This window comes from Streptomyces aquilus (assembly GCF_003955715.1).
GTDB classification, from domain to species: domain Bacteria; phylum Actinomycetota; class Actinomycetes; order Streptomycetales; family Streptomycetaceae; genus Streptomyces; species Streptomyces aquilus.
Window position 1 is genome coordinate 9,981,178 of record NZ_CP034463.1, and the last position, 23,784, is coordinate 10,004,961.

At 68.1% G+C, this 23,784-nt stretch carries 24 protein-coding genes and 2 pseudogenes; 8 read left to right on the top strand and 18 right to left on the bottom strand.

Going from position 1 to position 23,784, the window contains the following annotated elements:
• Positions 1 to 77: 77 nt before the first annotated feature.
• From EJC51_RS45580 to EJC51_RS45590, 3 genes are read right to left on the bottom strand one after another with little or no spacing between them, the layout of a single operon-like run.
• A complete protein-coding gene (locus EJC51_RS45580) occupies positions 78 to 3,641 on the bottom strand; it encodes a hypothetical protein (RefSeq protein ID WP_126276490.1) in 3,564 nt (1,187 codons plus the stop codon).
• Positions 3,638 to 6,400: a hypothetical protein gene (locus EJC51_RS45585; protein WP_126276491.1), complete on the bottom strand. Its 2,763-nt coding sequence runs from the start codon at positions 6,398 to 6,400 to the stop codon at positions 3,638 to 3,640. The genes EJC51_RS45580 and EJC51_RS45585 overlap by 4 nt, the downstream gene beginning before the upstream one ends.
• A 36-nt stretch (positions 6,401 to 6,436) precedes the next feature.
• Positions 6,437 to 7,528 carry a hypothetical protein gene (locus EJC51_RS45590; protein WP_126276492.1) on the bottom strand — a complete coding sequence of 364 codons (1,092 nt, stop codon included), beginning with the start codon at positions 7,526 to 7,528 and terminating at the stop codon, positions 6,437 to 6,439.
• A gap of 630 nt (positions 7,529 to 8,158) precedes the next feature.
• Between EJC51_RS45590 and EJC51_RS49675 the strand changes: the two are divergent.
• Positions 8,159 to 8,349: pseudogene (locus EJC51_RS49675) on the top strand (helix-turn-helix domain-containing protein); the annotation flags it as partial.
• A gap of 29 nt (positions 8,350 to 8,378) precedes the next feature.
• Here the strand turns inward: EJC51_RS49675 and EJC51_RS45600 are convergent.
• Together EJC51_RS45600 and EJC51_RS45605 are read right to left on the bottom strand one after the other, a co-directional pair.
• On the bottom strand, positions 8,379 to 9,050 hold the full coding sequence (locus tag EJC51_RS45600; protein ID WP_425276829.1) for a formylglycine-generating enzyme family protein: 672 nt from the start codon (positions 9,048 to 9,050) through the stop codon (positions 8,379 to 8,381).
• Between the two features lie 185 nt (positions 9,051 to 9,235).
• A complete protein-coding gene (locus tag EJC51_RS45605) occupies positions 9,236 to 9,511 on the bottom strand; it encodes a hypothetical protein (protein ID WP_425276830.1) in 276 nt (91 codons plus the stop codon).
• 703 nt (positions 9,512 to 10,214) lie between these two features.
• On the opposite strand from EJC51_RS45605, the gene EJC51_RS49315 reads away from it, so the two are divergent.
• Together EJC51_RS49315 and EJC51_RS49320 are read left to right on the top strand one after the other, a co-directional pair.
• A complete protein-coding gene (locus tag EJC51_RS49315) occupies positions 10,215 to 10,340 on the top strand; it encodes a hypothetical protein (RefSeq protein ID WP_279631413.1) in 126 nt (41 codons plus the stop codon).
• 56 nt (positions 10,341 to 10,396) lie between these two features.
• On the top strand, positions 10,397 to 10,519 hold the full coding sequence (locus EJC51_RS49320; RefSeq protein WP_279631414.1) for a hypothetical protein: 123 nt from the start codon (positions 10,397 to 10,399) through the stop codon (positions 10,517 to 10,519).
• A 123-nt stretch (positions 10,520 to 10,642) separates the two neighbouring features.
• Here EJC51_RS49320 and EJC51_RS49025 read toward each other — a convergent pair.
• Positions 10,643 to 10,780 (bottom strand): annotated as a pseudogene (locus tag EJC51_RS49025) (DUF899 domain-containing protein); the annotation flags it as partial.
• 180 nt (positions 10,781 to 10,960) lie between these two features.
• Positions 10,961 to 11,206 (bottom strand): hypothetical protein, encoded by a 246-nt coding sequence (locus EJC51_RS45615; protein WP_126276494.1) that lies wholly within the window; start codon positions 11,204 to 11,206, stop codon positions 10,961 to 10,963.
• A 212-nt stretch (positions 11,207 to 11,418) separates the two neighbouring features.
• Here EJC51_RS45615 and EJC51_RS45620 point away from each other — a divergent pair, with 212 nt between their 5' ends.
• The gene (locus EJC51_RS45620; protein WP_126276495.1) at positions 11,419 to 12,189 is read left to right on the top strand and encodes a transposase family protein; all 771 of its coding nucleotides are present in this window, start codon (positions 11,419 to 11,421) and stop codon (positions 12,187 to 12,189) included.
• Here the strand turns inward: EJC51_RS45620 and EJC51_RS45625 are convergent.
• From EJC51_RS45625 to EJC51_RS45655, 7 genes are all read right to left on the bottom strand, one after another.
• The gene (locus EJC51_RS45625; RefSeq protein WP_126276496.1) at positions 12,184 to 12,624 is read right to left on the bottom strand and encodes a barstar family protein; all 441 of its coding nucleotides are present in this window, start codon (positions 12,622 to 12,624) and stop codon (positions 12,184 to 12,186) included. The two genes, EJC51_RS45620 and EJC51_RS45625, sit on opposite strands and share 6 nt — an antisense overlap.
• A gap of 9 nt (positions 12,625 to 12,633) precedes the next feature.
• Entirely contained in the window at positions 12,634 to 12,894 is a 261-nt protein-coding gene (locus EJC51_RS45630) for a hypothetical protein (protein WP_126276497.1), read from the bottom strand.
• 271 nt (positions 12,895 to 13,165) lie between these two features.
• A complete protein-coding gene (locus EJC51_RS45635; protein ID WP_126276498.1) occupies positions 13,166 to 13,459 on the bottom strand; it encodes a hypothetical protein in 294 nt (97 codons plus the stop codon).
• 35 nt (positions 13,460 to 13,494) lie between these two features.
• Positions 13,495 to 14,646: an ABC transporter substrate-binding protein gene (locus tag EJC51_RS45640; protein WP_126276499.1), complete on the bottom strand. Its 1,152-nt coding sequence runs from the start codon at positions 14,644 to 14,646 to the stop codon at positions 13,495 to 13,497.
• 118 nt (positions 14,647 to 14,764) lie between these two features.
• Positions 14,765 to 15,145, bottom strand: a complete 381-nt coding sequence (locus EJC51_RS45645; protein ID WP_126276500.1) for a nuclear transport factor 2 family protein — start codon at positions 15,143 to 15,145, stop codon at positions 14,765 to 14,767.
• Between the two features lie 35 nt (positions 15,146 to 15,180).
• Positions 15,181 to 15,591, bottom strand: coding sequence for a nuclear transport factor 2 family protein (locus EJC51_RS45650; protein ID WP_126276501.1), 411 nt, complete (start codon positions 15,589 to 15,591; stop codon positions 15,181 to 15,183).
• 2 nt (positions 15,592 to 15,593) lie between these two features.
• Positions 15,594 to 16,400, bottom strand: coding sequence for an MBL fold metallo-hydrolase (locus EJC51_RS45655; RefSeq protein WP_126276502.1), 807 nt, complete (start codon positions 16,398 to 16,400; stop codon positions 15,594 to 15,596).
• A 418-nt stretch (positions 16,401 to 16,818) separates the two neighbouring features.
• Here EJC51_RS45655 and EJC51_RS45660 point away from each other — a divergent pair, with 418 nt between their 5' ends.
• The gene (locus EJC51_RS45660) at positions 16,819 to 17,256 is read left to right on the top strand and encodes a MarR family winged helix-turn-helix transcriptional regulator (RefSeq protein WP_126276503.1); all 438 of its coding nucleotides are present in this window, start codon (positions 16,819 to 16,821) and stop codon (positions 17,254 to 17,256) included.
• 609 nt (positions 17,257 to 17,865) lie between these two features.
• Here the strand turns inward: EJC51_RS45660 and EJC51_RS45670 are convergent.
• The 3 genes from EJC51_RS45670 to EJC51_RS45680 all read right to left on the bottom strand — a co-directional run bounded on the left by EJC51_RS45670 (position 17,866) and on the right by EJC51_RS45680 (position 20,804).
• Positions 17,866 to 19,008: a serine hydrolase domain-containing protein gene (locus tag EJC51_RS45670; protein WP_126276504.1), complete on the bottom strand. Its 1,143-nt coding sequence runs from the start codon at positions 19,006 to 19,008 to the stop codon at positions 17,866 to 17,868.
• Between the two features lie 649 nt (positions 19,009 to 19,657).
• Positions 19,658 to 20,071 (bottom strand): DoxX family protein, encoded by a 414-nt coding sequence (locus EJC51_RS45675; RefSeq protein WP_244363261.1) that lies wholly within the window; start codon positions 20,069 to 20,071, stop codon positions 19,658 to 19,660.
• A gap of 58 nt (positions 20,072 to 20,129) precedes the next feature.
• Positions 20,130 to 20,804: an SDR family NAD(P)-dependent oxidoreductase gene (locus EJC51_RS45680; protein WP_126276505.1), complete on the bottom strand. Its 675-nt coding sequence runs from the start codon at positions 20,802 to 20,804 to the stop codon at positions 20,130 to 20,132.
• Positions 20,805 to 20,905: 101 nt separating this feature from the next.
• Between EJC51_RS45680 and EJC51_RS45685 the strand changes: the two genes are divergently transcribed.
• The gene (locus EJC51_RS45685) at positions 20,906 to 21,598 is read left to right on the top strand and encodes a TetR/AcrR family transcriptional regulator (protein ID WP_126276506.1); all 693 of its coding nucleotides are present in this window, start codon (positions 20,906 to 20,908) and stop codon (positions 21,596 to 21,598) included.
• A 28-nt stretch (positions 21,599 to 21,626) separates the two neighbouring features.
• A complete protein-coding gene (locus tag EJC51_RS49030) occupies positions 21,627 to 21,953 on the top strand; it encodes a DUF5990 family protein (RefSeq protein WP_279631451.1) in 327 nt (108 codons plus the stop codon).
• On the opposite strand, the gene EJC51_RS45690 is transcribed toward EJC51_RS49030, so the two are convergent.
• The gene (locus EJC51_RS45690) at positions 21,888 to 22,241 is read right to left on the bottom strand and encodes a hypothetical protein (protein ID WP_244363559.1); all 354 of its coding nucleotides are present in this window, start codon (positions 22,239 to 22,241) and stop codon (positions 21,888 to 21,890) included. The two genes, EJC51_RS49030 and EJC51_RS45690, sit on opposite strands and share 66 nt — an antisense overlap.
• Before the next feature lie 857 nt (positions 22,242 to 23,098).
• Between EJC51_RS45690 and EJC51_RS45695 the strand changes: the two genes are divergently transcribed.
• Entirely contained in the window at positions 23,099 to 23,551 is a 453-nt protein-coding gene (locus tag EJC51_RS45695; protein ID WP_126276507.1) for a hypothetical protein, read from the top strand.
• The last annotated feature ends 233 nt before the right edge of the window (positions 23,552 to 23,784 follow it).

Here is a 23,784-nt window from a genome sequence, read left to right on the forward strand (position 1 = left end):
CCCCTAAGGAAGGTGGTGAAGAACTCCATGCGGCGAATGAGCTTCCTGTCGTCCTAGGAAGCCGGGTTGGGCTCCGCTCAGATTTCGGGAAGCATGACGGTGTCGGTGAAAACGATGCGCTCCTTGATCTCGTCCGGAGTGCCTGACTTCAGTACGGTGTTCTGCTGTGACGGGCCGTTGGGGATGAGCTCGACCTCGCGGATGCGTACGCGGAGCGCTCCTGGGCCCGGCGGGGGGACGAATTCGCGAGTCCATTCCCGTACACGGGTCAGGCCGATCTTCTTGGGAGTCGGACTCTTCAGAGCAACGAGGTGCCACGCGGGGACTCCGGTGGCGGTGGCGTCGAATCCGATGAGGTCCACCTGGGCCGGGGTCACGCCGATCGGCGCGTTGCAGCGTTCCAGAATCATGTCGACCTTGTTCACCGCGGCGGCCTGTGACACCGATCCGGTGAGCTTGACGCTGAACCGGTCGGCGAGGCGTGTCACGCGGACGGTCCGGTCGGGCAGCAGGGGCACGGTGTCCGTTCTGACGACCGGTGACAGGGACAGACCGGCCAGGCTGTCCGGCTGGTAGCGGGCTACGGCGAGGCTCACCAGCACGTTGTGGAGCGGTGTCCCCTCCGTCCCGGTCAGGGCCACGTCGCACGACCAGAGCCCGTCGTCCTCGTGGTACTCCGGCTGGTGCGGTTTGACGATGACGTCGGCGGCCGCCTCCGGAAGCCGCAGGCGCGCGTCCGGTCCCGTCGCGCTGGAGACCTGCGGCGGGAACGGTGAGCCGGCGGGCAGGCCAGGAGTGGGGTAGAGCGGGTCACTGCCGGCCTCCGAGACGTAGGCCGAGAGCTTGTCGTCCAGGTTCGCACCCTCAGGACGCGTCACCACCGCGAGCAGTTCGCCGGCACCGGAGCTGTTCCACGGCGGTCGCAGGGCCACTCGGATGCGGCCCGCCAAGCGTTCGCGCGTGAGGGTGTGGGACGGGGCGTCGAGGTCTCCCGACTGCCGCCAGAGGAAGGCGGGCCGGGCGGAAACCACCACCGGCGGGTCCGGACGCGCGGAGCTGGGCACGGACACCGGGACCAGCTCCTTGGCCACGGTGAACTCGTCGACCAGCTCGGGATTGCGGAAGTACTCCCGGAAACGGCTGATCGCCTTGAGCGTGTACGTCACGGTGCGGTGGCGTGTGTCGCCGAACTCGTGGCGGAAGAGCGTCGCGGGCCGCGCCGGGCCGTCCGGATCGATCGTGAGCGTCTGGACAGGGACGTCGGTGGCCTCCTGGCGCCGGCCGTCCATCTGGTCCTCCCACCTGGCGGTGACGTGCAGCTCCGCGGTGCTCTTCGGATCGAAGACGTCGGACTGCGGCTTGAGCTCGGCGAAGGTGCAGCCCGCGGCCCGCGTCACGGTCAGGGCCGTCTCGGGCACGCGCAGCGGATGCTGCACGGCGTGTACGAGGGTGACGCGCCGTGCCGGGGTGGCCAGGGGATGACGACCTTGACCGAAGGCCTTCGAGGAGTACTCCGGCGGATCGGCCAGCTGGAGGGCGAAGGCGTCGGTGATGCCCTCACGCGGGAAGGTCGACATGTCCAGGGTGAGCTGCCGTCCCGGCTCCAGGCGGGCGACCAGCCGTTCCGCCTCCCATGTCAGCAGGGGACTCCCGGCCTCTGGGGTGGTCAGGTGGAGGGTCTTCGGCGGCAGGTCGGGCCACGCCTCCAAGTCCGCCCAGGCCCGTCTCAAGATGACCGGGGGGTTCGTGTCGCCACGCGCCACGACGATCCCACCGGCGGCCGGATCCGGGAGGCGGGGCTGTTCGGCCGCCTCGGAGGCCTCGTCCGGGGCGGCCTCCGGCGCCGGCGCGAGGAGTGCCCGTCGGACCCATTGCCAGGTCACGTGGGTCGCCACCGCCGGATCGCCGGCGAGGTCGAACATGCCGTGCCGTTCGGCGAGGTCCGGCGTGCCGTCGGGCAGCCGGAGCAGCCGCTTGTCGTTGATGGCGTAGCCGTTCTTCGCGGAGTACGCCGCGACGTCCAGTCCGGTCATGGGGTCGCTGCGGATCACCACCCGCTCGGCGGCCTCGCCGGGCGGAACGCCGAGGGGGCTGGTCGCCACGGGATACGCGACGATGGGTGCCGGCAGCGGTTCGTGGCGGGCGTACACCTCCGGCTCCGTACTGTGCTGGTCGGCTGCCGCGTCGCCGAGTGCGAGTCCGCCGCCCGCTACGTCGGCCACGCGCGCCCGCAAGGTGTACTGGCGTCCGAAGCGCAGCGGCGGCAGCGAGCCCGGCTCGACCCGGAACGACGTCCCGAGGTCGAGGCCCGGGTCGAGGGGTGGTGTGGCCGGCGGTGACCCGTCGATGGGCGGTCGAGGAACCGCGAGGCTCCCGCCGCGCCAGCTGGCCACGATCTCGTCCGCGTGCAGTCCGGTCCAGTCGCTGATCGCGGCATTGGTCTTGGTGTGGCCCTCCTCCGGTCCGTCCGCCACCCCGATCACGAGGGGACTGCCGACCGGCGGGCCGTCGGCGAGCGGCTGCCGGATCGTGTAGGTGGCCCGGCGCCGGTGGAGTGAGAACCAGTCGGTGCCGCCGAGCGTCGGGCAGACGTCGATCCGGTAGCCGAGCACCAGGTCGTCCGCGGTGAGGACGTCCGGCAGGGCTCCGTTCCGGGCGGCCGCCCGCTCCAGACGTTCGCGCATCTCCTCGCCACGGCCCCGCAGGACGAGCTGAAGGCCGCTGGAGCGCAGGTACGGCAGTGTCGGGGTCTCGGACGGGTGGGCGTCCTCGGCGCGAGCGGCCTCGCGCATCCGCTGGACCGCGACGTCCACGTCGACGGTCACGACCTGCCAGAGCGGCCGGTCCGCGTCGTCGGTCCGGTCCAGCTGCACCATGCCGCCGCTGATCCGTGGCGTCGCGCCGGGGCGGAAGTCCGTGCCGAATATCGTGCGGGGTGACGCGATCACCGGGAGCGGGGCAGGCTTGCCGGGCCACGCCACGCGTACCGAGCCTCCGGCGTAGTGGGTGACGTCGCCCGGAGTGAGTGTCAGTTCGAAGACTAGCCCCAGTGCCCGCAGCACGGCCGGGTGCTCCCGCAGCAGGGACAGCGCACGGTGGAATCCCGGTTTCCCGGCCGGGGGCTGCGCCTGCTGCCTCTCTTTCGGTGGGGCGGGCGGCTGCGCGGGGGGATTCAGCCAGTAGGTGCTGCTAAGAACCTTGCGTACGCACCGTACGAAGTCCCCCGACTGCGGTCCCTGCTCCGGGGTCACCTTGGCCTTCGCCGCGGTGTGGAACGCCTGGGCCACCGCTGCCGCTTCCTCGGAGGTAGCCGACACGACCAACTGGGCGGTGTCCACGCCGTCCTGCCGCACGGAGGTGTCCTCGACGGCGAGTCCGGCGACCAGTCGCTTCCAGACGCCCTGCTGGAACGGCACGACAGGGGTGAGGCTGCGCACCGCGTCCGGGGCAGCGGACGGTCCGGCGTCGCGATGGAACAGCTCGACACGCACTGTACCGGTCGTGAGGGCCGCCGGCGGCCAGGCCGCCATGCCGTGCTGCGCCAGCGAACCACCGTCGAGCCTCGGCACGACGAGGACGCGCAGCAGCGGTTTGCCGTTCACGAAACCGCCCGGTACGGGTATCCACAGCAAGTCGCTCATGATGCGAACGCCTTTCGGTACTCCTCCCAGGCCGCGAACGCCGTCGCCTCGCGCACCCTGGCCTCCGCGGGGGTCTCGAGCGCACGCACGGAGGAATCGCCGCCCAGGAGCTCGAACTTCCCGCTGTCGACCGTCACGGACCCCGAGTACAGCGTGAGGTCGAGTTCGATGACGAGGGTCGCGCGTCCGAGCAACCTCGGCGGGTTGTCCTCGAAGATCAGGGAGACACGCAGTTCGATCGAAACTGTCACCAGACCGAGCAGCTCCACGCTTCCGCCGATGCGTATGAACGCCTCCAGCTCCAGAGCCCCGGTGTCCTTACGGAGAAAGCGCACTCCGCCGAGGGCGTGGACCTCCGCCCTCGCGACCACGAAGTCGACGGAGAGCATGGCACCGAATTCCATGCAGATCTCCACCTTCGGCTCCGCGTCACCGGCGATCTCCACGCAGACGTATCCGCCGCCGCTGAAGCCCGTGATGGAGAGGGCGAAGGGATGCTCACGGCTCGCGAACCCGAGCACCACGCTCACCGGCTTCTCCGTGTACGGAACCGTCACCGCCAGCTTCGCGGCGATGTTCTGCAGAACGAACATGCCGGCCGCGGCCTTGGGCAGCGCGACCTCGTAGCCGATGGTGATCCCGGTGGTGGAGACCTTGCTCTGCACCTTGTCACCGAGGATCGCCTTCAGCTTGTTCTGCAGGGTCTGGAGCAGCTTCAGCGCACCGTGGAAGGTGATCTCCGGATCGACCAGGGCGAGGTTCGCCGGCTGGCCCGGGCGTTGGTTGAACTCGACCGAGGCGAACGAGAGCGTCAGCAGCGGGTCCGTTGGGTGTGCGGACGACGGGGGAGGCAGCACGAGCGAGAAGTTCTTGAGGGCACAGGTCGGAGGAGGCGGGGTCGCCGCTCCCGGCAGCGGCTCGTTGGCAGGTGGCCGGGTGCCGACGACCAGGTCGAGGAGCGGGGGCGGCCCGGTGGGCCTTGGTTGGAAGGTCTTGTACGCCTTCAACCGGAGCCCCTTCCACACCATCTGGGTGTGGATCTCCAAGCCCACCCGGCGTTGCACGATCTGTGGTGGCGTCGGTTTGGGACTGCCCGCCGTCTCGATGAGTGCGTTCAGGGGGAGACCGAACAGGGTAGCCCCGCTGAAGGCACTGTCGATCGCCGCCGCAAGGTCGGCTCGCTCCCTGATGGTGCTCGTGGTCACGGGGCCCAGCTCGCGTGAGATCCCGTCGGCTAGGAACTTGGGCGCCACCAGTCCGCCCGAGCGATCGGCGTTGGCCGTGAAACTGACCGGGACCTTGGACGACGCGTCGAAGACCAGGGGCACCGAGGGGAGGTGAGCCCCCGTGGAACCGGTGCGCATCTCGTCGGCGTAAGCCATGGGCCGCGGATGGTCGTGCCCCCCGACACCGGGAAGCAACGTGCGCAGCGAGGCCAGGACGACCCCGAACGCCGCGAGGTCCGGTTGGTACTCGGGCCCCGACGTCGTACCGGAAAACGTCAGGGAATGGACTTCCTGGACGTCACCGGGTTTCCCGTCCGCTCCGATCAGGTCGATGTCGATGCCAGGGATCGTCACCTTGGCGTGCGGCCGCCAGGTGTCCAGTACCGCCTGCGAGGGGCCCTGTTCCGTATCGCCGACGAAGACCAGTGGGATGTCGAACCGCACTGTGGTCCCGCCGGAGCGGCAGCACACGGGGAACTTCAGTGGCGAGAGGGCACCCCCTGGCAGGAAGTTGACAGGGGAGTCCGGGGTAGGCGAGCCGGAGAGATCGACGACCTGCTCCAGAACCTCCGCCTCGTCGAACGGGAAGGTCGGAGTGCGGAGCCCAATGACCAGCGGGTGCGGGATCACGAGGACCTTGCGCTTGCGGAGGGCCGCGACGCAGCGGACCGCGTCCCCGCCGTACACGCGCAAGAACGACCTGCGAGTGAAGTCCTGGTACACACACGGAATACCGAACGGCCAGAGCTTCCCTTTCGCCGTGCCGTTCGCCACGTTGTCACGGCCGAGCGCCATATCGTGGGTCCAGGAGGAAGAGGCCCACTTCCCCTTCGCCGAAAGGGCTCCACCCAGAGCGGTGAGTTCCAGCCTGGTGACGTCGGGGCGCGCGGACTCGCTGGCGTTGCTCCACGTCACGATGTTGGACCGCCAGTTCGCCAGTGGTGGCGACTGGAACAGGGCGCCTTCCGGGATGCCCACGGCCTCCCGCGACGCTGTGGGCCGGTACGACAGGAGCGCGTCGGCGTCCCACCGGGTCCCATCGGACGTACGAAGGGACGCCGCCCACAACCCCACGGCACCCGACCGCATCGAGAGCACGGGGTGCGTCGGGTGGTCCGACCTGACGAGGGCGCCATGGTGGCGGGCCACGGGGTACGCATCGATGCCCCAGGGCAGCTCGAGTCCGGACGGCTTCCCCTCGACTTGCGCCTGCCCGTCACGCTCGAGCGCGTCGAGGATGCCCTGCGCGCTCAACTCGATCAGGGTCCCCGACTTGACCCGGAAGACGAGCCGGCTGGGCTTCGACAGCCGTGAGTCGCTGTACACGAGACCTGCCGTGTGGAAGTCGGAAGTCGTCGTCTGCTCCAGGACCGCCTGAGGAGGGAAGGTGAGCGTCACGGACGGATCGGCTCCGGTGGCGGCCAGCCGTGGCGCTGGGAAAGCTGCGCTCGTCCTGAGCTCGAACCCGCTCCACTCCACGGTCAGGACGACGAAGTCCGCGCTGCGCACGATGAGATAGATCGGCGCTCCCATCGATCCTCACCCGCTTCCGTCTGGGGGGCCAAGGCCTCACGGCGCCGCCGCGCCGTACCTGACCTCGCTGCCGTTCATGTGCGCCACGTGTACGGTCCCCTCGCGGTCGAGCACGAGGTCGCTCCAGGCCCCGCCGGCTTCAACGTCGCTCACGTCGAAGGTGTCGCCGAACTGCTGCTCGGCGAGTTTTAGCTGGCCTCCTGCGCCGTACGCCACACGGATCGGTGGGTGCGTGCCTATGCAGCAGGCCGAGTACGCCTCTTCATCGCTCTCCACGCCATCGCCCAGGATTTGAGTCGATGGCGGTTGGTCGTCGGTCCCGAAGATGCAGAGGCGGATCGCACGCTCGTGTCGCTCGTAGTAGGTGACAAGCCCCTCTCCGGAGTCCGCATAGGTCATGGAGGGCCGGGAACCGAGGATCTGATCGCCGTCCAAGAGCTCCACCATCCAGGCCTCCGGCTGGCCCACCACGGCGTTTCCCGCGAGCCGTACGACCCGTAGTCGGCTGGCTGTCTGTCCGGCGGGTGACAGGTCGTCGAAGGAGGCCATGTGCAAGAGCCCGTGGCGGTCGAACGCCAACGTGGAGTACCAGCCTTTCTCGATGAGGTTGCCCGCATCGACCTCGTGCACGTTCTTCTTCCACCGCGGAGGCCCTCCCGTGGGCGAGGCTGCCTTCGCGGCGTGCCAGAGGGAGAGACCGGACTGGTAGGAGAGGTTCGGGGTGTTCTTGAGGGAGGGATCGACGAGCCCGGGGTTCAGGCGCAGCGAGACGAATCGGGCCGGGCCGATGATTATGCCTCCCTTGGTGGGAACCTCTTCGAGAGCCCACTCAGTGCCGCGTACCCCGTAGATGAGGTGATCGGTGCCCGGGTTCAGGTATGCGACGTGCGGATTCAGGTCCGGGTAGGACGAAATCGCCAGCCCGATGCGATAGGCGTCCCGTACCGCCGAATATTGCGGCAGAATCTGCTTGATCCATCCTTCTTTTTCCCGTCTGGCCACGACCACGGAGCCGTTGTTCGTCGCGTACGCGAGCCAGGGGGTGTTCGTCTCGTCGACCGCCAGGGACAGTTGTCCGGCGGCGGTGCCGCTGTCGTCAGCGGCCTCCGTGAAGAACTCGAGTGGCATGCCGTCTCATCTCCCGTGCGTCGCGGACCACGGGCTTCGCTTTCCTGGACGGGCTGGTTCGCCCCACGTCCTTGAGGCCGCACGGGGCGCCCCAGCTCGGGCACCCAGGCGTGGCCGATGCGATGCGGACCGGATGAAGGGGGCGTCGGTAGTACGAATTCCCCCGGCGGTCCGGCACCCCCGACGGCGACCGCCTCTCCATCTTCCCTCGTTGGCGCCGTCGCCGCATCCCGGCGACGGCGCACGACGGGGCAGCATCCGGCGCTGGTGCGAACAGTGTGTGGTCCTCGTCGGCCGAGAATCACCCGGGCCGCTGGGTTACAGCGTGTTGGAGTACAGCGTCTTCGAACAGGGCTTCGTCAGTTCACGCTGACGATGCCCGACAAGGCCACCAAGGGAGAACTGGTGCGGCCGTCCACTGATCCGACGAAGTCGCGCCGGGTAGGCAGCGGCGACATCGAGGTGAACCGCGCGTCCCAGCCAGGGGTGTACGCGGGGGCCGTGAAGTGGCTGGATTGCCAGGAGCCTCCCGAAGGCCCGAGCGTAGTGCCTTGAATGGCCCCCATCAACGAGGTGAACCAGAGTGAGCCCGGCTTCCTCGTCGTCGACGCCGCGGCCGCTGTCGACTCCGGCGGCGCCCCCTGCCGCCTCACCCCGCAACAACTTCGTGCGCTGGAGACGGTGTTGGATACCGGTCCGGCTGCCTCTGGATGGCATGACCAGTGCTGGACGCTGACGAGGATTACGAGGTTGTGCGCTGCCGGTTCGGTGTCGAGTACACCCTGGCTGGGTTGGACCTACTGCTGCACCGCATCGGCTGGCGGGAAGCGGTCATGCACACAACACCGGATCAGCACACGAGGGAACGTGCGATGCGGAACCCCACGTCGTCAACCTGGAAGGTTGGGTGACTGCGGCGCCGCGCGGAGGTCCGGCAGCTCCAGTGCTCGTCGAACCAGCCTCCGCCGCGTAGCACCCTGTAGGCGCCGTAGACCTCGGCGTCGTAGATGTCCCAGCACCAGTCCCAGACGTTGCCGAGCATGTCGTACAGGCCCCACGGGTTGGGCCTTTTGCGACCCACGTCGTGGATCTGCTCGTCGGAGTTGCCGCGGTACCAAGCGATCTCGTCGAGAGGTCCGTAGTGCGGTCCGGTCGTACCGGCACGGCAGGCGTGCTCCCATTCGGCTTCGGTCGGCAGCCGGTACCCGTCGGCGGACGTGTCCCACTCGATGCCTTCGCCGTCGGTGTGGAGGCGGTAGGCGGGTGCGAACCCGTCGTGTTGGGACAGGGCATTGCAGAATCGGACCGAGTCCCACCAGGAAACGCTGTCAACGGGCAATTGGGCCCCCTGGGCGGAGCTTGGCCGCAGGCCGGTGACCTGTGCGTACAGTGCCTGGGTGACTGGAAAGGCCGCGAGTTCGTAGGGCGCGAGCTCGACCGACCAACTGCGCTGTGTCCGCCGGTCCGACAGCGTTACCTGTCCCGGCGGGATGGCGATCATCTTTCCTGCGCTCGCATCCATGGACAGGTGATCATATCGGTACCTGTTCTGAACGACCGCGGCCGACCTTCCGCATTGTCCGCCGCGTCGGCTCGAACTCGACTGCTATCGGGGGACCACAGGATTGATGAGGGACTCTCGATCGGCTACATAGCCATCAGGTCTGAGGTCGGCCACGTATGGACCTTCGGTTCGTGGCGATCCGATCAGGGTGAGATGAAGATGAGTGCGGCGGTGGGCAGGAGAGTACCCAGGATGCTGAGCGCCCAGTAGCCGCGAGCGTCGAGCGAAGTCCGGCGTGCCAGAGGCCGGTTAGCGGCAGACCAGAGCAGCAGGTAAAGAGCGACGACGGGGACGATGATCACCAGCCACAGGGCCATGCCGTCGTTCTCCGTGGGTTCCCGAGGCCCTGCCCAGTTCGCCGCCAGGAACCAGAGCAGCCAGATCGGCACCACTGCCGGGACTCCAAGCAGCAGGTTCACGCCCAGCGCTGTGTACCAACGTCCGGCCATCTCGACCCCTCCCCGTAATCGTCTGCGGAGACGGTACAGCGAAGGTCCGGGGGCGAGTGATTGAAAATGGTGTCGTGTACTGCTCTGCACCGTCTGCCAGCGAGTGAACCCGGTACGCGCGTTCCCCGCCGCCTCAGCCGTCTGCCAGCGCCTTCCCAAGTCGGTCCGGGCGCCGCGTCGTTCGGGGTGGAGTTTGTTGGCCCGCTGTCGGGTGTTGGTGCTGAAGGACCCCAGCCCCAACGGCTTCCTGTCGACGTCCTCGCGGGTGCTGGCGCGGTACGTACTGGTGCCCCTCGCGGGGGTGTGGTTGGCGGGCCGCAGCGATGTTCTTATCCCAGCCCGCGTGAGCGGGTGGTGACGACGGCGGGCTTGATCACATGTGGGGTGTGATCCGGGGACGCCGGGGTGCTGCATGGAAGGGACACGGTTGGCGTGCAACCTAGGCTGCTGCTGTCGGAGTGTGAGGGGGAGCCGCGTTCAGCGGTACCGGGTTCGACATCTACTTGGAGGCGACAGTGCGTAAAGCCGTGCTGGCTGTGTTCGTGGTCCTGACAGCGGTGCTCGCCGTGGCACCTCTGGCTGGCGCCGATCAGACCGAAACCGTCGCCTGCTGCGGTGGCGGTGGCGGGGTGGATCACTGACCCAGCTCCCGCTTCCCCATCAGGAGGAGAGAGTGCGTAAAGCCGTGCTCGGCTTGTTCGTGGCGCTGGTGGCGGTGCTCGCGGTAGTGCCGCTTGCCAGTGCCTATCAGACCGACACCGTTGCCTGCTGCGGCCCCCAGCCGCCCGGTCATCCGTAACGGGGTCATTTGCTGGCCGAAGTGCTGGCCGGCGTCCGTCTCGACCTGGAGTTGTGATGCGTAAAGCCGTACTTGGTGTATTCGTGGCTCTGGTGGCGGTGCTCACTGTCGCGCCGTTCACCAACGCCGACCAGACCCAGACCGTTGCCTGCTGCGGCATGCCGCCCGGCATTCCGTAAAGGGGAACGCGTCGTCAGCTCGGGGGAACGAGTTGCCGGGTTTGGGCGAGGCCGGCGGTGCCGTGGCACGATGGCGGCCGCCGCAGCCGAGTTGACCCGTTCACCGGCCGTGATGCGGGTTGTTCAGCCGTGGGAGTTCGGGCCATAGAGCGCAGCGATGTCTTTGGACGTTGCCCAACGGCTGTAGGTCGGCGACTGAGGCCACCCCTCGGGAGAGTCCTGCCACCCCTCCTGCCGTCCGTACGTCAGGAGGGGCAGGAGGATCTTGACCAGGGCGTCGCGCTACCCGCGCTGAGTGCGGAACTTGACGTACAGGCCGACCTTGTTCATGCCTGTCTCCAGCTGAGTCATCGAATGCCGGGGTGACGATCGCACGGTCCGGAGGGGCATGTAAGTGCTGGTGGACCACCGTGGGATGGAACTCGGAGCGATGCCGGCAGGTCAGGAATCGGTGATGGGTGTGAGGATGTCGAGCCAGACGTCGAAGACGAAGCGTGTGTCGTTGGGGCCGCCCTCCAGCCACCAGGTGCTCACTGTGGCGACGTCGTCGGCGATCTCTTCGATCGTGCACTGGATGCTGGTGGGGCAGGGGTAGGGCGAGGTCGGCTGCAGGTCTCCGCCGAAGTAGGCAGTTTTGCCGACGAGTTGGTGAGCGCGGTCGTAGACGTCGGCGAACTCCACCAGCATCAGGCCCGGTTGCGGTTCGTCGGCGAGCCAGCAGACAGCGGTACTGATCAGCGATACGTCGGGGCGACGGCTGCCCTATGCGACATGATCGCCCTGACGTCCGTCCTCACCCTGGGGCGGCAACGCTGAAAAGCACCCGCAGTCCGGTCTGCAGCGCGCTTCTTGAAGCTAAAGGGTGTTGCACAAGGCTCTGAACTGGGCATCTCCCGTGTATGGCTGGGGTCTTACGTGCTGAGCGGGTGTGGGTGGAGACGTTCACGGGGCTGCGGATGACGCCGTTTCTGGGTCTGTTGAAGGTGGTGCGGGAGCGGGGCGGCAACGGCACTCTCCGAGGCCGGCCGTGGTCGTTGCCGCTGGCCGAGCGGGTGCTGATCGTTGCCGTGTACTACCGGACGAACCTGACGATGCGGCAGCTGGGTCCGCTGTTCGGCGTTTCTTCCTCCACCGTGTGCCGGGTCATCCAGCGGCTGGGACCACTGCTGGCGGTGGAGCCCTTCTCCCGCACGGGGGATGCGGCGGACCGGTTGTGGATCGTGGACGGCACCCTGGTCCCGGTCCGCGACCGCAACGTCGGTTCCTCATCACGCAACTACCGGTTCTCGGCAAACGTGCAGGTCATCGTCGATGCCGACACCCGCCTCGTGATCGCCGCCGCCCGCCCGGTGCCGGGCACCACCGCGGACGCACACGCCTGGCGAAGCTCCGGCTTGGCCGCCCACTGCCAGGGCGTGACTGTGCTCGGCGACGGTGCCTACCTCAACTGCGGGATGGTCGTGCCACACCGCAAACGCCCGCACCGGCCCCTGCTGCCGGGCGAGGAGGACGACAACGCCGCCCACCGCACGGTGCGTGCCCGGGTGGAGCATGTGATCGGCCGAATGAAGAACTACAAGATCCTCCGCGACTGCCGCCAACACGGCGACGGCCTCCACCACGCGGTCCAGGCCATCGCCCACATGCACAACCTCGCCCTCGCATCATGACCAGAAGACTGCGATCACGGGCCCTGACCTGCCCAAAGACAGCCTTGTGCAACACCCTTTAAGGGCTGTCCCGCAAACGATCTCCGTCTTATGAGCGTCGCGGGTAGTCAGGGTGATCGGCGTAGGGCGAGGCGAGGCGAGGTCGAGGGCGATCCCGTAGGCGGCGTAAGAGACGACATCGCCGAAGCAGTCGTTGAAGGCGTCGAGACTACGGCCGTAGTAGTCGGGAAAGTCCAGCGCCGCGCCGACATCCCTGAGTAGGTCTTCTTGCGAGGACCAGGCCGCCGCATCCAGGGTCGTGACCTGGTAGCCGTGTTCATCCAGCCAGGAGACGGACTCCTCCAGCAGGCTCCGGCGGCGCATGAGTGTGACGAAGCCGTTCGCCATGAGGCGGAAGTCGAGGTCGGCCTCGGCATCAGGGGTGAAAGCGGTCATGCAGTGACGCTAATTGCTCAGGGTGTGAGGAGGATGCGGCGTCGGAGGAGGTCGAATGTGGAGGTCCTCGGCGGTGACGAAGCCGTTGCCCGAGCCCGGCGTCCACGACTTGGTGCCCCGGACGGACGCGGCCGTGACGGAGCGGATGACGATGGGCTGCGGATCGGAGTGGACGCCGCGGTCGCCGACGTACTGCTTGGCGGGGGAGGAACCGTTGACGATCGCGTAGCGGCCGGCGATGTCGAGGACCGTGCCGGCGGCCGAGGGCACGAAGAACCCGACTCGTTGTCGGGGGACTGGACGATGGTGCCATGGGGGCCGGGGGCGGCGGTGAAGGTCACCGTTTTCCCGTCGCCGGTGGTGTAGAGGCCCGCTCCTCGGTTGTTCCAGGTCTGCCAGGTCGGCGCGCTCGGAGTTCCGTCGGAGGCGATTCGGCGGGTCTGGTAGGCCCCATGGAGCTGCTGTCGGCCTCGTCGGTGGCCAGGGGTGCCGTTCGGCAACGACAGCCGGTCGATCTTCGCGGCCACCGGCGGTGAGGCGGTCAACTCCGGCAGCGTCGGGGTGCTGGCCCCGTGTCGGTGACTCTGCGGACCGCCCAGCGGCCGACGTCGGTGCCACCGACGGTCAGCAGGCTGCCGTCCGGTGCGGTGACGAGGGAAGTGTCGGCGTGCCGGAGCAGGGTGATCGGGTCGCCGCCGGTGAGCGGGAGGGCCATCAGCGGCTCGCCGGACTTGTCGACCCAGTTGCCTGGGGCCGACGGGACGGAGTGTGCCACCACCAGCCACCGCCCGGCGATGCCCACCGGCGGGGTGCCCTCGGTTCCGGGCGGCGGCACAGTTGTCTCGGCGGCGGACGGGCACCGGTCGGCGGTCAGGCTCCGGGGTGCAGGCCGAGCCAGCCCGGTGAGGGGTCACCCTTCACCTCACCGAAGTACAGGGCGAAGGTCTGCTTCCAGCGCTCGATCGCCGCGCGGTCGGCCATGAAGCGAGGGAAGCCGTCGAGGTTGCCGTTGGGGTACTCCCAGACGGGCTTCAGCCCGGTCGGCGGGGTGACATCGGTGCGGACCGACCAGCCGTTGGTGGCGGCCTTCTGCTGCTCGACGGAGAGCCGCCAGTTCAGGTACAGCTTGGCGGCGGTGGGGTTCTTGGCCTGCTTGAGGATCGCGGCCCGCTGCCCCCAGGACATGAACGGCGCCTCCTCGGGCAGCACCCACTTGACCGGCCCGGTGGACAGCGGCGCGCCGGAGCCGCCGATGCCGATGGCCTTCTGGCCGCTGGTGACGGCCGCGCTCGGGGTGTAGCTGCCGCGGGCGAACTGAAGGTCCTGGGTGGCCAGCCGGGCCAGCCAGTCCCAGCCGTACTTCTGCACGTAGAGGGTGTAGAGGTAGAGGACCGCGTCGTCGTCGTGCGGGTAGGAGGAAGCGATCTTCCCCTTCCAGCGGGCGTCGGCCAGGTCGAGCGGACCGCTGGGGATGTCGGAGCCGACCGCGGCGGGACCGTACATGTAGCTGAAGGCACTGACCTGGACGGCGACCCACGCGCCGTGCGGGTCCCTGAAGGGAGCGTAGAGCTTGGAGAAACCGGCCGGCTTGTAGGCGAGCAGGCGGCCCTGCTCCTTCCAGCGCACGAAGTCCTGCACGGTCTGGAGCTGGACGACGTCGGGTATCAGGGTGTCGGTGGCGAACTGGTTGTCGACGCGGACGTCGTGGTACTTGCTGTAGTCGACGACCACCGTCAGGTCGATGTCCGGGAAGCGGCTCTTGAAGCCGTTGCGGATTCCGTCCGCCTGGCTGGAGACATCGCCGCCGGCGTAGAGCACGAGCTTGCCGCCCTCCGCGAGGGCTGCCTGGTAGAGCTCGTCAAGAGTCCGCTTCTCCTCGGCGCCGCCCGTTGTCACGCGCCCCGCAGAGGCCTGGCCGGTGGCGGCCTGAGCGGGGGTGACGGAGGCAGCGGCGACACCGAGACCGAGAGCGGCGCCCGCTCCGGTGGCAAGCAGGCGGCGTCGGCTGGGAAGGCTGGTCATGGTGGGGGTGAGCCTTTCTGTCTGTTCTGTTCGGTTGTCTGTGTGGTGCGGCTGGACCACGGCAGCGGAGCAGCACGGTGCCCGGGTACGGCACGGGTGCCGTGCTGCTGCTGTGGGGTCAGAACATGGTGTTGTCGTTGGCGCTCTTCTCGGGCACCTCCTGGATCACGTCCCAGTGCTCGACGATCTTCCCGTCGGCGACGCGCCAGAAGTCCGCGACGGCCATGCCACGGTCACCGGGCTTGAGGTGCAGGTTGCTGTGGGTGACCACCAAGTCCCCTTCGGCGATCACGCGCTTGATGTCCAGGCGCAGGTCGGGGAACTGCCCGCGCAGCCAGTGCACATAGCCGACGAAGGCCTGCGGGCCGTCCTGCGCCTCGGGGTTGTGCTGCGTATAGCTCTCGCCGAGGTGTGCGGTGGCAGCCGCCTCGGGCTGGTAGTCGTTGAATGCCTGCTCATAGAAGGCGGTCACGAGTGCCTTGTTGTCCGCAGCGGACATGTCTGTCTCCTGCCTCACGGTGGGTGTGGTACGACTCAGTCGTTCATGGCCTCGCGGACGAGCGCCGTGTCGACGAACTGTTCGAAGCGGACGATGAGTCCGCCCCGTACGACAAAGTGGTGCGCGACACGGACGTCGATCGGCTTGCCAGTGGCCTTGTTGATCGCGGTGTAGCGGGCGAGGACGACGACGTTCTCGCCGTCGACGACGTAGGTGTCGTCGTGGGCGGTCCAGCCGTCCCACTCCTTGCCGAGCTGCTCCATGACGTTCGAGGTGACGCCCTCGGGCGTGCGATAGGTCCCGGCCAGCGGGAAGCCGGCCATCTCCGTCCACTCCACGTCGGGGGCGAGGGTGGCGCGCAGGGCCTCCAGGTCGCCGGCGGCCGAGGCCAGGTACTGGCGGCGCACGACGTCGGCGGGAGCCGTTGACGAGGCGAACTCGCTCATGGTCAGCCCCACTTCATCTCGCCCGTGGCGACCTTCGCGCCGATCTGGGCGGCGATCAGCATGCCGTTGTCCGGGTAACGCTTGACCAGCGCCTCCGTCAGGGCGGCGCCGTCGGCCGCTTTGCCGAGCTCCTCCTCGAAGGCGAGCAGGTACTCGCGGGTGGCGGTGATGGCGGAGGCGTCGGCCGCGGTGCCGGGCAGGCGGTGGCCGGGGACGACCAACTGCGGGTCGAGGGCGGCCATGTCGTCGAGCAGGTCGATCCAGGCGGCGCGGTCGCCGGGGGTGGGGGTGTCGGCGACCCAGACGTGCTCCTGCTGGAAGAGCAGGACGCCGCCGAGCAGGGCGCGGTGCTCGGCCTGCCAGAGGTAGTGGCGGTCGGGCAGGCCGGCCGGGCCGCCCTTGAGCTCGAAGCGGTGGCCTTCGAGGGTGAGGTCGCCGGTCAGCGGCTCCAGGTCGACCAGACGGGTGGGGAGGTTGGGGCCGAGGGCGGCCCAGGCCTTGAGCTTGCCCTCGTAGGAGTGCTGGATGTGCTCGATGACGATCGGCGTGGCGACGAACCTCGCCTCGGGGAAGGCGTCGGCGAGGACTTCGGCGCCGAAGTAGAAGTCGGGGTCGCCGTGGGAGACGAACACGGTGGTGAGCGTCTTGCCGGAGTCGAGGATCTCGGCGGCGAGGCGATGGCCGTCGGCGCGGGTGAAGGCGGCGTCCACCAGCAGCGCCTCGTTCTCACCGGTGACGAGGGTGGCGGTCTTGTTCCTGCTGCCGGCCGGGAAGTCGAGGTCGAGGACTTTGAAGGAGAGAGTGCTCATGCGTGCTTCCTCGGGTGAAGGTGAGCGGTCGGGGAAATCGCCTCGCGGCGAGGTGTACGGCGTGAACCGGGCCGAGGCGGACCTGTCACCACCGGTAAGGACAACGAGCCGGCCGCCTTCGGCCATGGTCTGCCGGTACAGCGCCCGCAACTGGGCCTCCTCGCTTGAGCCGGTTCGCTCGGCGATGGAGGAAGTGGCCGCTCCGCCGAAGTGAGCGCCGCAGACAGGCCGGACACGAGGACACCGTCCATGGGAGCTACGACGCCGAAGGCGGCCAGGACGCGCTTTCCCATGGGGCGGACTCCACATCTGTGGGGTGGACACGACGAAGTATCTGCCGACGCAGACAATATATCTGCTGTGACAGATATTGCAACGGCAGATTCTGCCTCTCAGGTCCTTCTGTCATCCTTGAGGAGTGAACGAGCAACTGCTGAACGACGACGACGTGACACTCTTCGGTCTCTTCGTGGAGGCCTACAGCCGTATCAAGGCCCTGGTGAACCGCGATCTCGATATACCGCACACCTGGTTCGAAGTGCTGCTGCGACTGGGCCGCACCCCCGGCCACCAGCTCCGCATGACGGATCTGGCAGAGGCCGTGTCCTTCAGTTCGGGCGGCTTCACCCGGCTCGCCGACCGCATGGAAAAGGAAGGACTCATCCGCCGCGACCCCGATCCTGCCGACCGAAGAGCCGCACTCGCCGTACTGACCGACAAGGGTGGTCAGGCGCTCGACCGCGCACTGACCGCCCACGTCTCCCACCTGCGCAACCACGTCGCCGGACCACTCTCAGTCGAGGACCGCCGCCACCTCGAGCGCATCCTGCGCACGCTCCGCGACGCGAACGCGTAAGTTCCCGTCCTTGATCCGGATCATCGTCGCGGGCTTCGGACCCGCTCAGCTGTTGTAGTGGTGAGCCGGCGCCGACGGCCGATCGCTGATCCTGCGGTCAGGACCGGGCTGCTGGTGCCGCAGCGCGGGCCCGGTGTGCGCGGATCTCGTCGTGGTTGTCGGTGGCCCAGCCGATCAGGGATGCGTGAGGGTGGGCGTCCGCTGGGAGATCCCGGGGACCTGGCGCTGCAGGCATGGCCGCCGAGGCGGCCGCAGCCCAGCGCATCGGCGGGGACGAAGCCGTTGAGTCACGCGGCATCGCGGTTGGCCGGGTGGGCCCGGCGCCCGCCTCCAGCCTGAGCGCATGGCCTTGAGCACCGATGAACGCTCCCTCCCCGAGGTGCGGCCGTGATCACCTTCCCGCACACTGCCCCAGCACCTGCATCGGCGTTCTCACCGCAACTGCGGCAGTCTCACCCGACGTGCAGGACCACAGGTAAGCAGCCCCGAGCCGGGTCCGGCAGTCGTCGCGATGTGTCTGCGGCGCCGCAGGCCAACGGTCTGCGGTCACCGCAAGAAGGCCTCACAACGGGGTGTGTCGCGCTCGGTCGAAAGGGGCGTTCTCGCCGCTCATGCGCCACAGAACTCGGCGTCGACGACCCGCTGTTCGTGGACGTTCCAGTCGCCATTGAAGTTCAGCGACAGCACGTGGTCGCCGTCCGCCGTCGCCATGGTCTGTGAGATGGAGCCCTGAATGCCGCCGTTGTGCCCCCACACCTCGGTTCCGCACGACAACGTCATCTTCATCAGTCCCAGACCGTAGGAGAAGTTCGGCAGGTTCTCGATCGGCACGGTCGTCATCATCTCCTTGAGCTGACGATCTTTCAGGAGTCGGCCGGAGAACAGGGCACGGTAGAAGCGATTGAGATCACGGCCGTTGGAGATCATTTCTCCGGCGGCGCCCGCGAAGGAGGGGTTCAGCTCGGTGACGTCGTAGACCGCGCCGCCGGGCTTCCCCGGTCCGGCGAGTTCCCCGGTCAGCTTCGAGTAGGCGCGTCCGCTGGGCCCGGGGATACGGACACGGGTGCCCGGCACACTGGTGGAAACCAGGTGCAGGGGACGCAGAATGCGCTGCTCGATCTCGTGGGCGTAGGAGTGGCCGGTGGCCTTCTGGATCACCATGGAGGCGATGACATAGTTGGTGTCGGAGTAGCTCCAGTCGTGGCCGGGAGCAAAGGTGGGTTGGTGGGTCATGGCGAGCCGGACGATACGGCGAGGCGTCCAGGTCTCGTAGCGGTGCTGGAGGAAGTCCGTGCTGAACTCCCTCTGCTTGAAGGTGTCGTCCTCGGTGTAGCTGTAGATGCCGCTGGTGTGGTTCAGGAGCTGCCGTAGCCTGATCTTGCTGCCGTCGTTGCCGTTTCCCGCCACCAGACCCGGCAGCCAGTGATCCACCGTGTCGTCCAGGCTCAGCTTGCCTTCCTCCTCCAGCTGGAGCAGCACCGTGGCCACGAACGTCTTGGTGATCGAGCCGACCCGGAAGCGGTCATCGGCCCGCGGTGTGCGGCCGGTTGCCAGGTTTGCGGTGCCCGCACGTCCCGCCCAGGCAGTGGGCCCCAGCTCGGCGAGCACGATCCCGCCGGGCGGACCGTCGTGGACCACCGATTCCAAGGCCGCCTGGGTCGCCACGTGCTCGGACCGCCTGGCCGACGCGTCCTCAGTGCCCGCGGCTGACGCGGGCAGGGTGAGTCCGGCGGTGATCACGGCTGCCGCCAACGCCCCGACGGCGGCGCGCCGCAACCTGCGACCGCCCCGTCCGCACGAACGTGACCCGTCTGCTGCATGCGCGTGCTGGCACACGAAAGACTCCTCAAGCGGTGGTCATGACTGGACGGGCCCAGTATTTTCGATCAAGGTCCGGGCCCGGGATGCCGCCAGCCACCGACTTGTGGGTAGGGCTACCCCCCGTACACCGCTCAGCAGCTTCACCGCCCAGTAGCACCTCACAGAAGCGCGCCCGCCAAGCGGCCGTCGGGAAACAGCGACCTGAGCAGCCCCGGTGTCGGTCTAGAACTGACGACCATCGTTGACACCTGGGTCTCCCGACGCCTGCGGAGATCCACATGTCGAAGACAACCCCGCTCGATCGCGAGGCCAAGCGGCGCCTGGCCGTCATACGCCATGTCGATCACAGGGTGGCGGGTGCACTTCACCCGGCGAGACCTCGCGCGGCCGAGGGAAGTGGGCCCATTCATACGGGAGTTCAATGCGCTGTTCGACGGTCTGGATCAGCGGCTGGATGGCCCGGGTGTGCCCGAAGGTCAGCCGTTCCTGATCAGTCCGGCGGCCGAGTACGACAGCGCTTTGCGGCCCGGCCGGCGTGGTCGCGGGCCGGGCCGTTGTGAAGAGGCGGGAGACCGGGTGGTCAGAAGGAGTAGGGCCCGAACCGGCCCCACATGATGACCGCGGCGACGATGAGCAGGATCGCGTTGAACCCGATGGCCTGCGGCTCCTTGCGGCGTGCGTGGAGTCCCATGGCCAGGACCATGATCACAGCCAGGCCGGTGGCGGCCAGCGGGGTGAGCACGGTGGCGATGTCGAAGGCGCCCGGCAGGATCAGCCCGAGACCGCCTGCGAGTTCGGCGACGCCGATCAGACGCACCACGGGTGTCGAGACGTCACTGACCCACGGCAGCTGGGATATGAGCTTTTCGCGGGGCTGGGTGGACTTGGTGACGCCGGCGGCCGCGAACAGCGCGGCGAGGACGCCCTGCAGGATCCACAGGAACACGTTCATCGGAGCGGAGACCTTCTTCTTCGACCGCGCCGCGGCGGGCATCGCCGCGGCGGATCAGGATTGAGCGGATCAGGATTCAACGCGGGAGAGCTGGGCTGCGTCAGACGGTGAAGACACGCTCGGCTTCGTCGCGCTGGGTGTGCAGGTCCCAGTAGAGAGGGGCGATGTCCTCGGCCTCGGCGGTCGGGATTTCGGGAGGGCCGCCCGCGCCGATCCACACGCCGATGGCGACGTGCGCGGCCTGGATACCGGTGCCGGCCAGCTCCTTGTGCAGGTTGAGTACCCAGTTGCGCAGCGCCGCCTGGGCGGGGTTGACGTTGCCGAGCATCGGGATGGGGTCGGCCGAGCCGGCGCCGTTGGTGAAGAGCAGGGTGCCCGCGCCGGCCTCACGCATCGCGGGCAGGACGGCCTGGGTGGCGGTGATGGCGCTGTAGAGCAGGAAGTCGATCCATTCCTGTACATCGGAGGGGCTGGTCTGGGACGGGTAGGTGAGGTTCACGGAGGCGATGCTTGGAGCGGGGGAATGCTCCAGGACGTCGATGCCGCCGAAGCGGGTGGCGGCGTCCTTGAGGGCCTGGGTCAGCGCGTCGTGGTCGCGCACGTCGGCCGGGAACGCGGCGGCGGTGATGCCCTCGGCGGTGAGCCGGCCGACGAGATCGTCGAGCTTGGCGCGGTTGCGGGCGATGAGAGCGACGTCGTACCCGCGCGAGCCGAAGGTGCGGGCGATGGCGAGGCCCATGCCGGGGCCGGCTCCGACGATGGCGATGCTGGGCATGGTGAAGTCCTTTCAAGTAAGTGGGCCAGGCGTCCCACTTTTGCTGTCGGCCACCGTACAGCAGAAGCGGTCCGCCCGTTCCACTTGGGTAGAGTGGGGGTATGACCTCGCCACCCTCGGACCAGACGCCAGACCAGCAGCCCGGCACGGGACTGCGCGCCGACGCCGAACGCAACCGCTGCCGCATCCTGGCCGCCGCCCGCCGCCTCTACGCCACCGAAGGACTCGGCGTCTCCATGGCCTGCGTCGCCCGCGAGGCAGGCGTCGGCAAGGCCACGCTCTCCCGGCGCTTCGCCACCCGGGAGGAACTCGTCAACGCGGTCTTCGCCGACCGCATGGACGCCTACGCCGACGCCGTCGCCGAGGCACTGGCCGACCCCGACCCCTGGCACGGCTTCATCGGCTACCTCCACGCCGTCTGCGCCATGCAGGCCGCCGACCGCGGCTTCGCCGACGTCCTGACCATGACCTTCCCCGCCGCCAAGGCGCTGGAAGCACGCCGCGCCGAGGCGTACGAGCGGCTGCTCGAGCTCATCACCCGCGCCAAGGACACCGGGCACCTGCGCGAGGACTTCACTCACCAGGACGTCGTCATCCTGCTCATCGCCAACGCCGGAGTCGTCACCGCCACCGGCGACGCCGCCCCCGACACCTGGCGCCGCCTCGTAGGTCACATGCTCCGCTCCTACGCCGCGCCCGGCGCGCCAATCCCCCCGCTGCCCGAAGCCCCGAGGCCCACCGCCCTCTACCGCGCCATGGTCCGCCTCTCACAAACCGGCCCGGGCACCGCCTAGAACCGACGCCGCCAACCAGTAATAGACACTGAGGACCGAGCAGAGGACCTCGGCCAATCCGCCTTCGGAGCTCTCCCGACGGAACCGGAACACCGATGATGACCTCCACGTCGCCGTGCAACACCGCGACCGCCGCGACGACCTGCTCGACCCACAGCCCGGCGACGCCCCCTCCACCACATCGCCGCTGGACTGCACCACCCATGCCACGCCGACCGGCATCGATGTCGACCGACGTAAAAGACCCCACCTCCAGGGGGCGCCCGGCACCTTCACGGTGTTCCGCGTCCTAGACGCCGCCGTACGCACCGGCCGGCTTCACGGACGCCTTGGCCTGACCGACGCACGCGGCTGACCTGTCCCTGGGGGCAGGTGACCTGCTGCTTGCCGTAGTCGATGTGGAAGTCGTCCCGGGCGAAGCCTTCGCCTCGGCGGTGCTGGCGGTGGGATTGCCCTTCAGTGGACCGCAGACGGTGACCTGTTGTTCACGGGCGGCTTGTTCCAGGTGGGGCAGAGACGTGTAGCCGGCGTCGACCAGGTACACGCCGGGCAGCAGGCCGCGGCGGGCGAGGCGGGTATGGATGCCGGGCAGGACCTGGCTGTCGTGGGTGGTGGGGCTTACCCAGTACTGGGAGTACAGCATTTGACCTTAGTTTAATTTACATTTATGCAGGTCAGGGTCGTGATGCAGGTCCAGCCGAGCCGATGGGGGTCGATTCGGGGTCGAATCTACTTGTGTATTACTTTCGTAATAAGTGATTCGCTCCCCCTCGTTCCTGCGCCAGGGGCATCGACACGTTCGACACCCACGTCATGCCTGAAGCGTTGCCGGCTCGGAGTGCGGCGCCACCGCGTCCTGTACCTGGATACTCGCCAAGGGCCCGGATGTCGCCCACCAGAAATAGGCACTGAGTGGCCTGGTGCGCGAATCGTCGATTACGTCTCGAACGGAACCCGGCGTGCAGCCCGACTCGTCTGCCACTCTCCGTTTTCGCAGGTCAAGGCGCATGTTTACTCATTGAACAAACTGGCCGGGTCGAATCTGGGTCGAATCCGAGCCGTGTGAGTTGGCGACGGCGCGGAGATGTACGGCTCGTATCGTCCACCCTGTCCCGCCGATAAGGGATGGGCAGGGCATATAGGGCACCCGTCGGGTGCAGGATGCGGCCCCAAGTCAGTGGTCGGTGAGTTGGGACGCTTCGGGCGCCTTCGGAAGTATCGTCCGGTGTGTCTCCCTGCTGGCGGGACTGGGTGCAGGTCATTCCGTCCGCTGTGACTCGTTGGCGGCTCCGCTTTCTGGAGTGCTTCCTTCGGGCGTTGCGCTGAGTCGCGGTTCACCTCGATCGTCAGGTTGTCACGGTTGTCGTTGATCCTCGCAGCGAGTGCCTGAATGGAGGTGCAGGGACTTGTCTGCGAGGTGACGGCGTGCCAGCTCGCCCCGGCTGCCTCGGAGTTGGGGTAGATCTGGACGGGGTCCGCCTCCTATGCGATGGTGCGGCGGTGATCGAGGGGGAGCGGGAGACTTTGGCCATCGCGTTGGACCATGCGTGGCGCTGGTACGAGAACCGGCGTGGCCGGGCGGTATTGCTCCTTCAGATTCTCGTCCTGTGGCTGGCCATTCTCGGTACCGCCTACGGCGTTGCTGTGCAGGCCGGGCAGTACGGTCTCGCGGGATCGCTGGGAGTACTGGCGGCGGTCAGTGTGGCCGCGACTGATCTGGAGACCTCCAGGCTGCGCGCCTCCGCGCAGCTTGGCGCCGAAGCGGTCACCGAGCTTCAGGGCCGTCTCGCCGACGCACTGAGCACGGAGACGATGCGGCTCAATCAGCGGGAGCAGGCTGGCCGTCCTCCGACGCCGACGTTCCTGGGCCTGGACTCGGGGCGATGGCTGGCGTTCGTCAGCATCGCCGTGGCGTTCGCAGGGTCCCTGTACACGTGGCTGTTCCTGTCGTAGCGAGTGCGCTCCTACGGCCAGTCTGTTGTAGCGGAGGAGGCCACCTGTCTGGGCGTGGCGGAACCGGAAGGGGCAGTCTGACCGGTGAGTGTGTCTGAGCAGAGAGCACGAGATGCGGGCAGCCCATGACGCGGTCGCGTAGTGGCTGCGCGGCATCGGCCCCCGCGGACCCAGCCCCCTTCGAGGAGCAGCGGCAACTCCTTCGATCTGTCGCCTAGGCTCTGTCTCCTTGG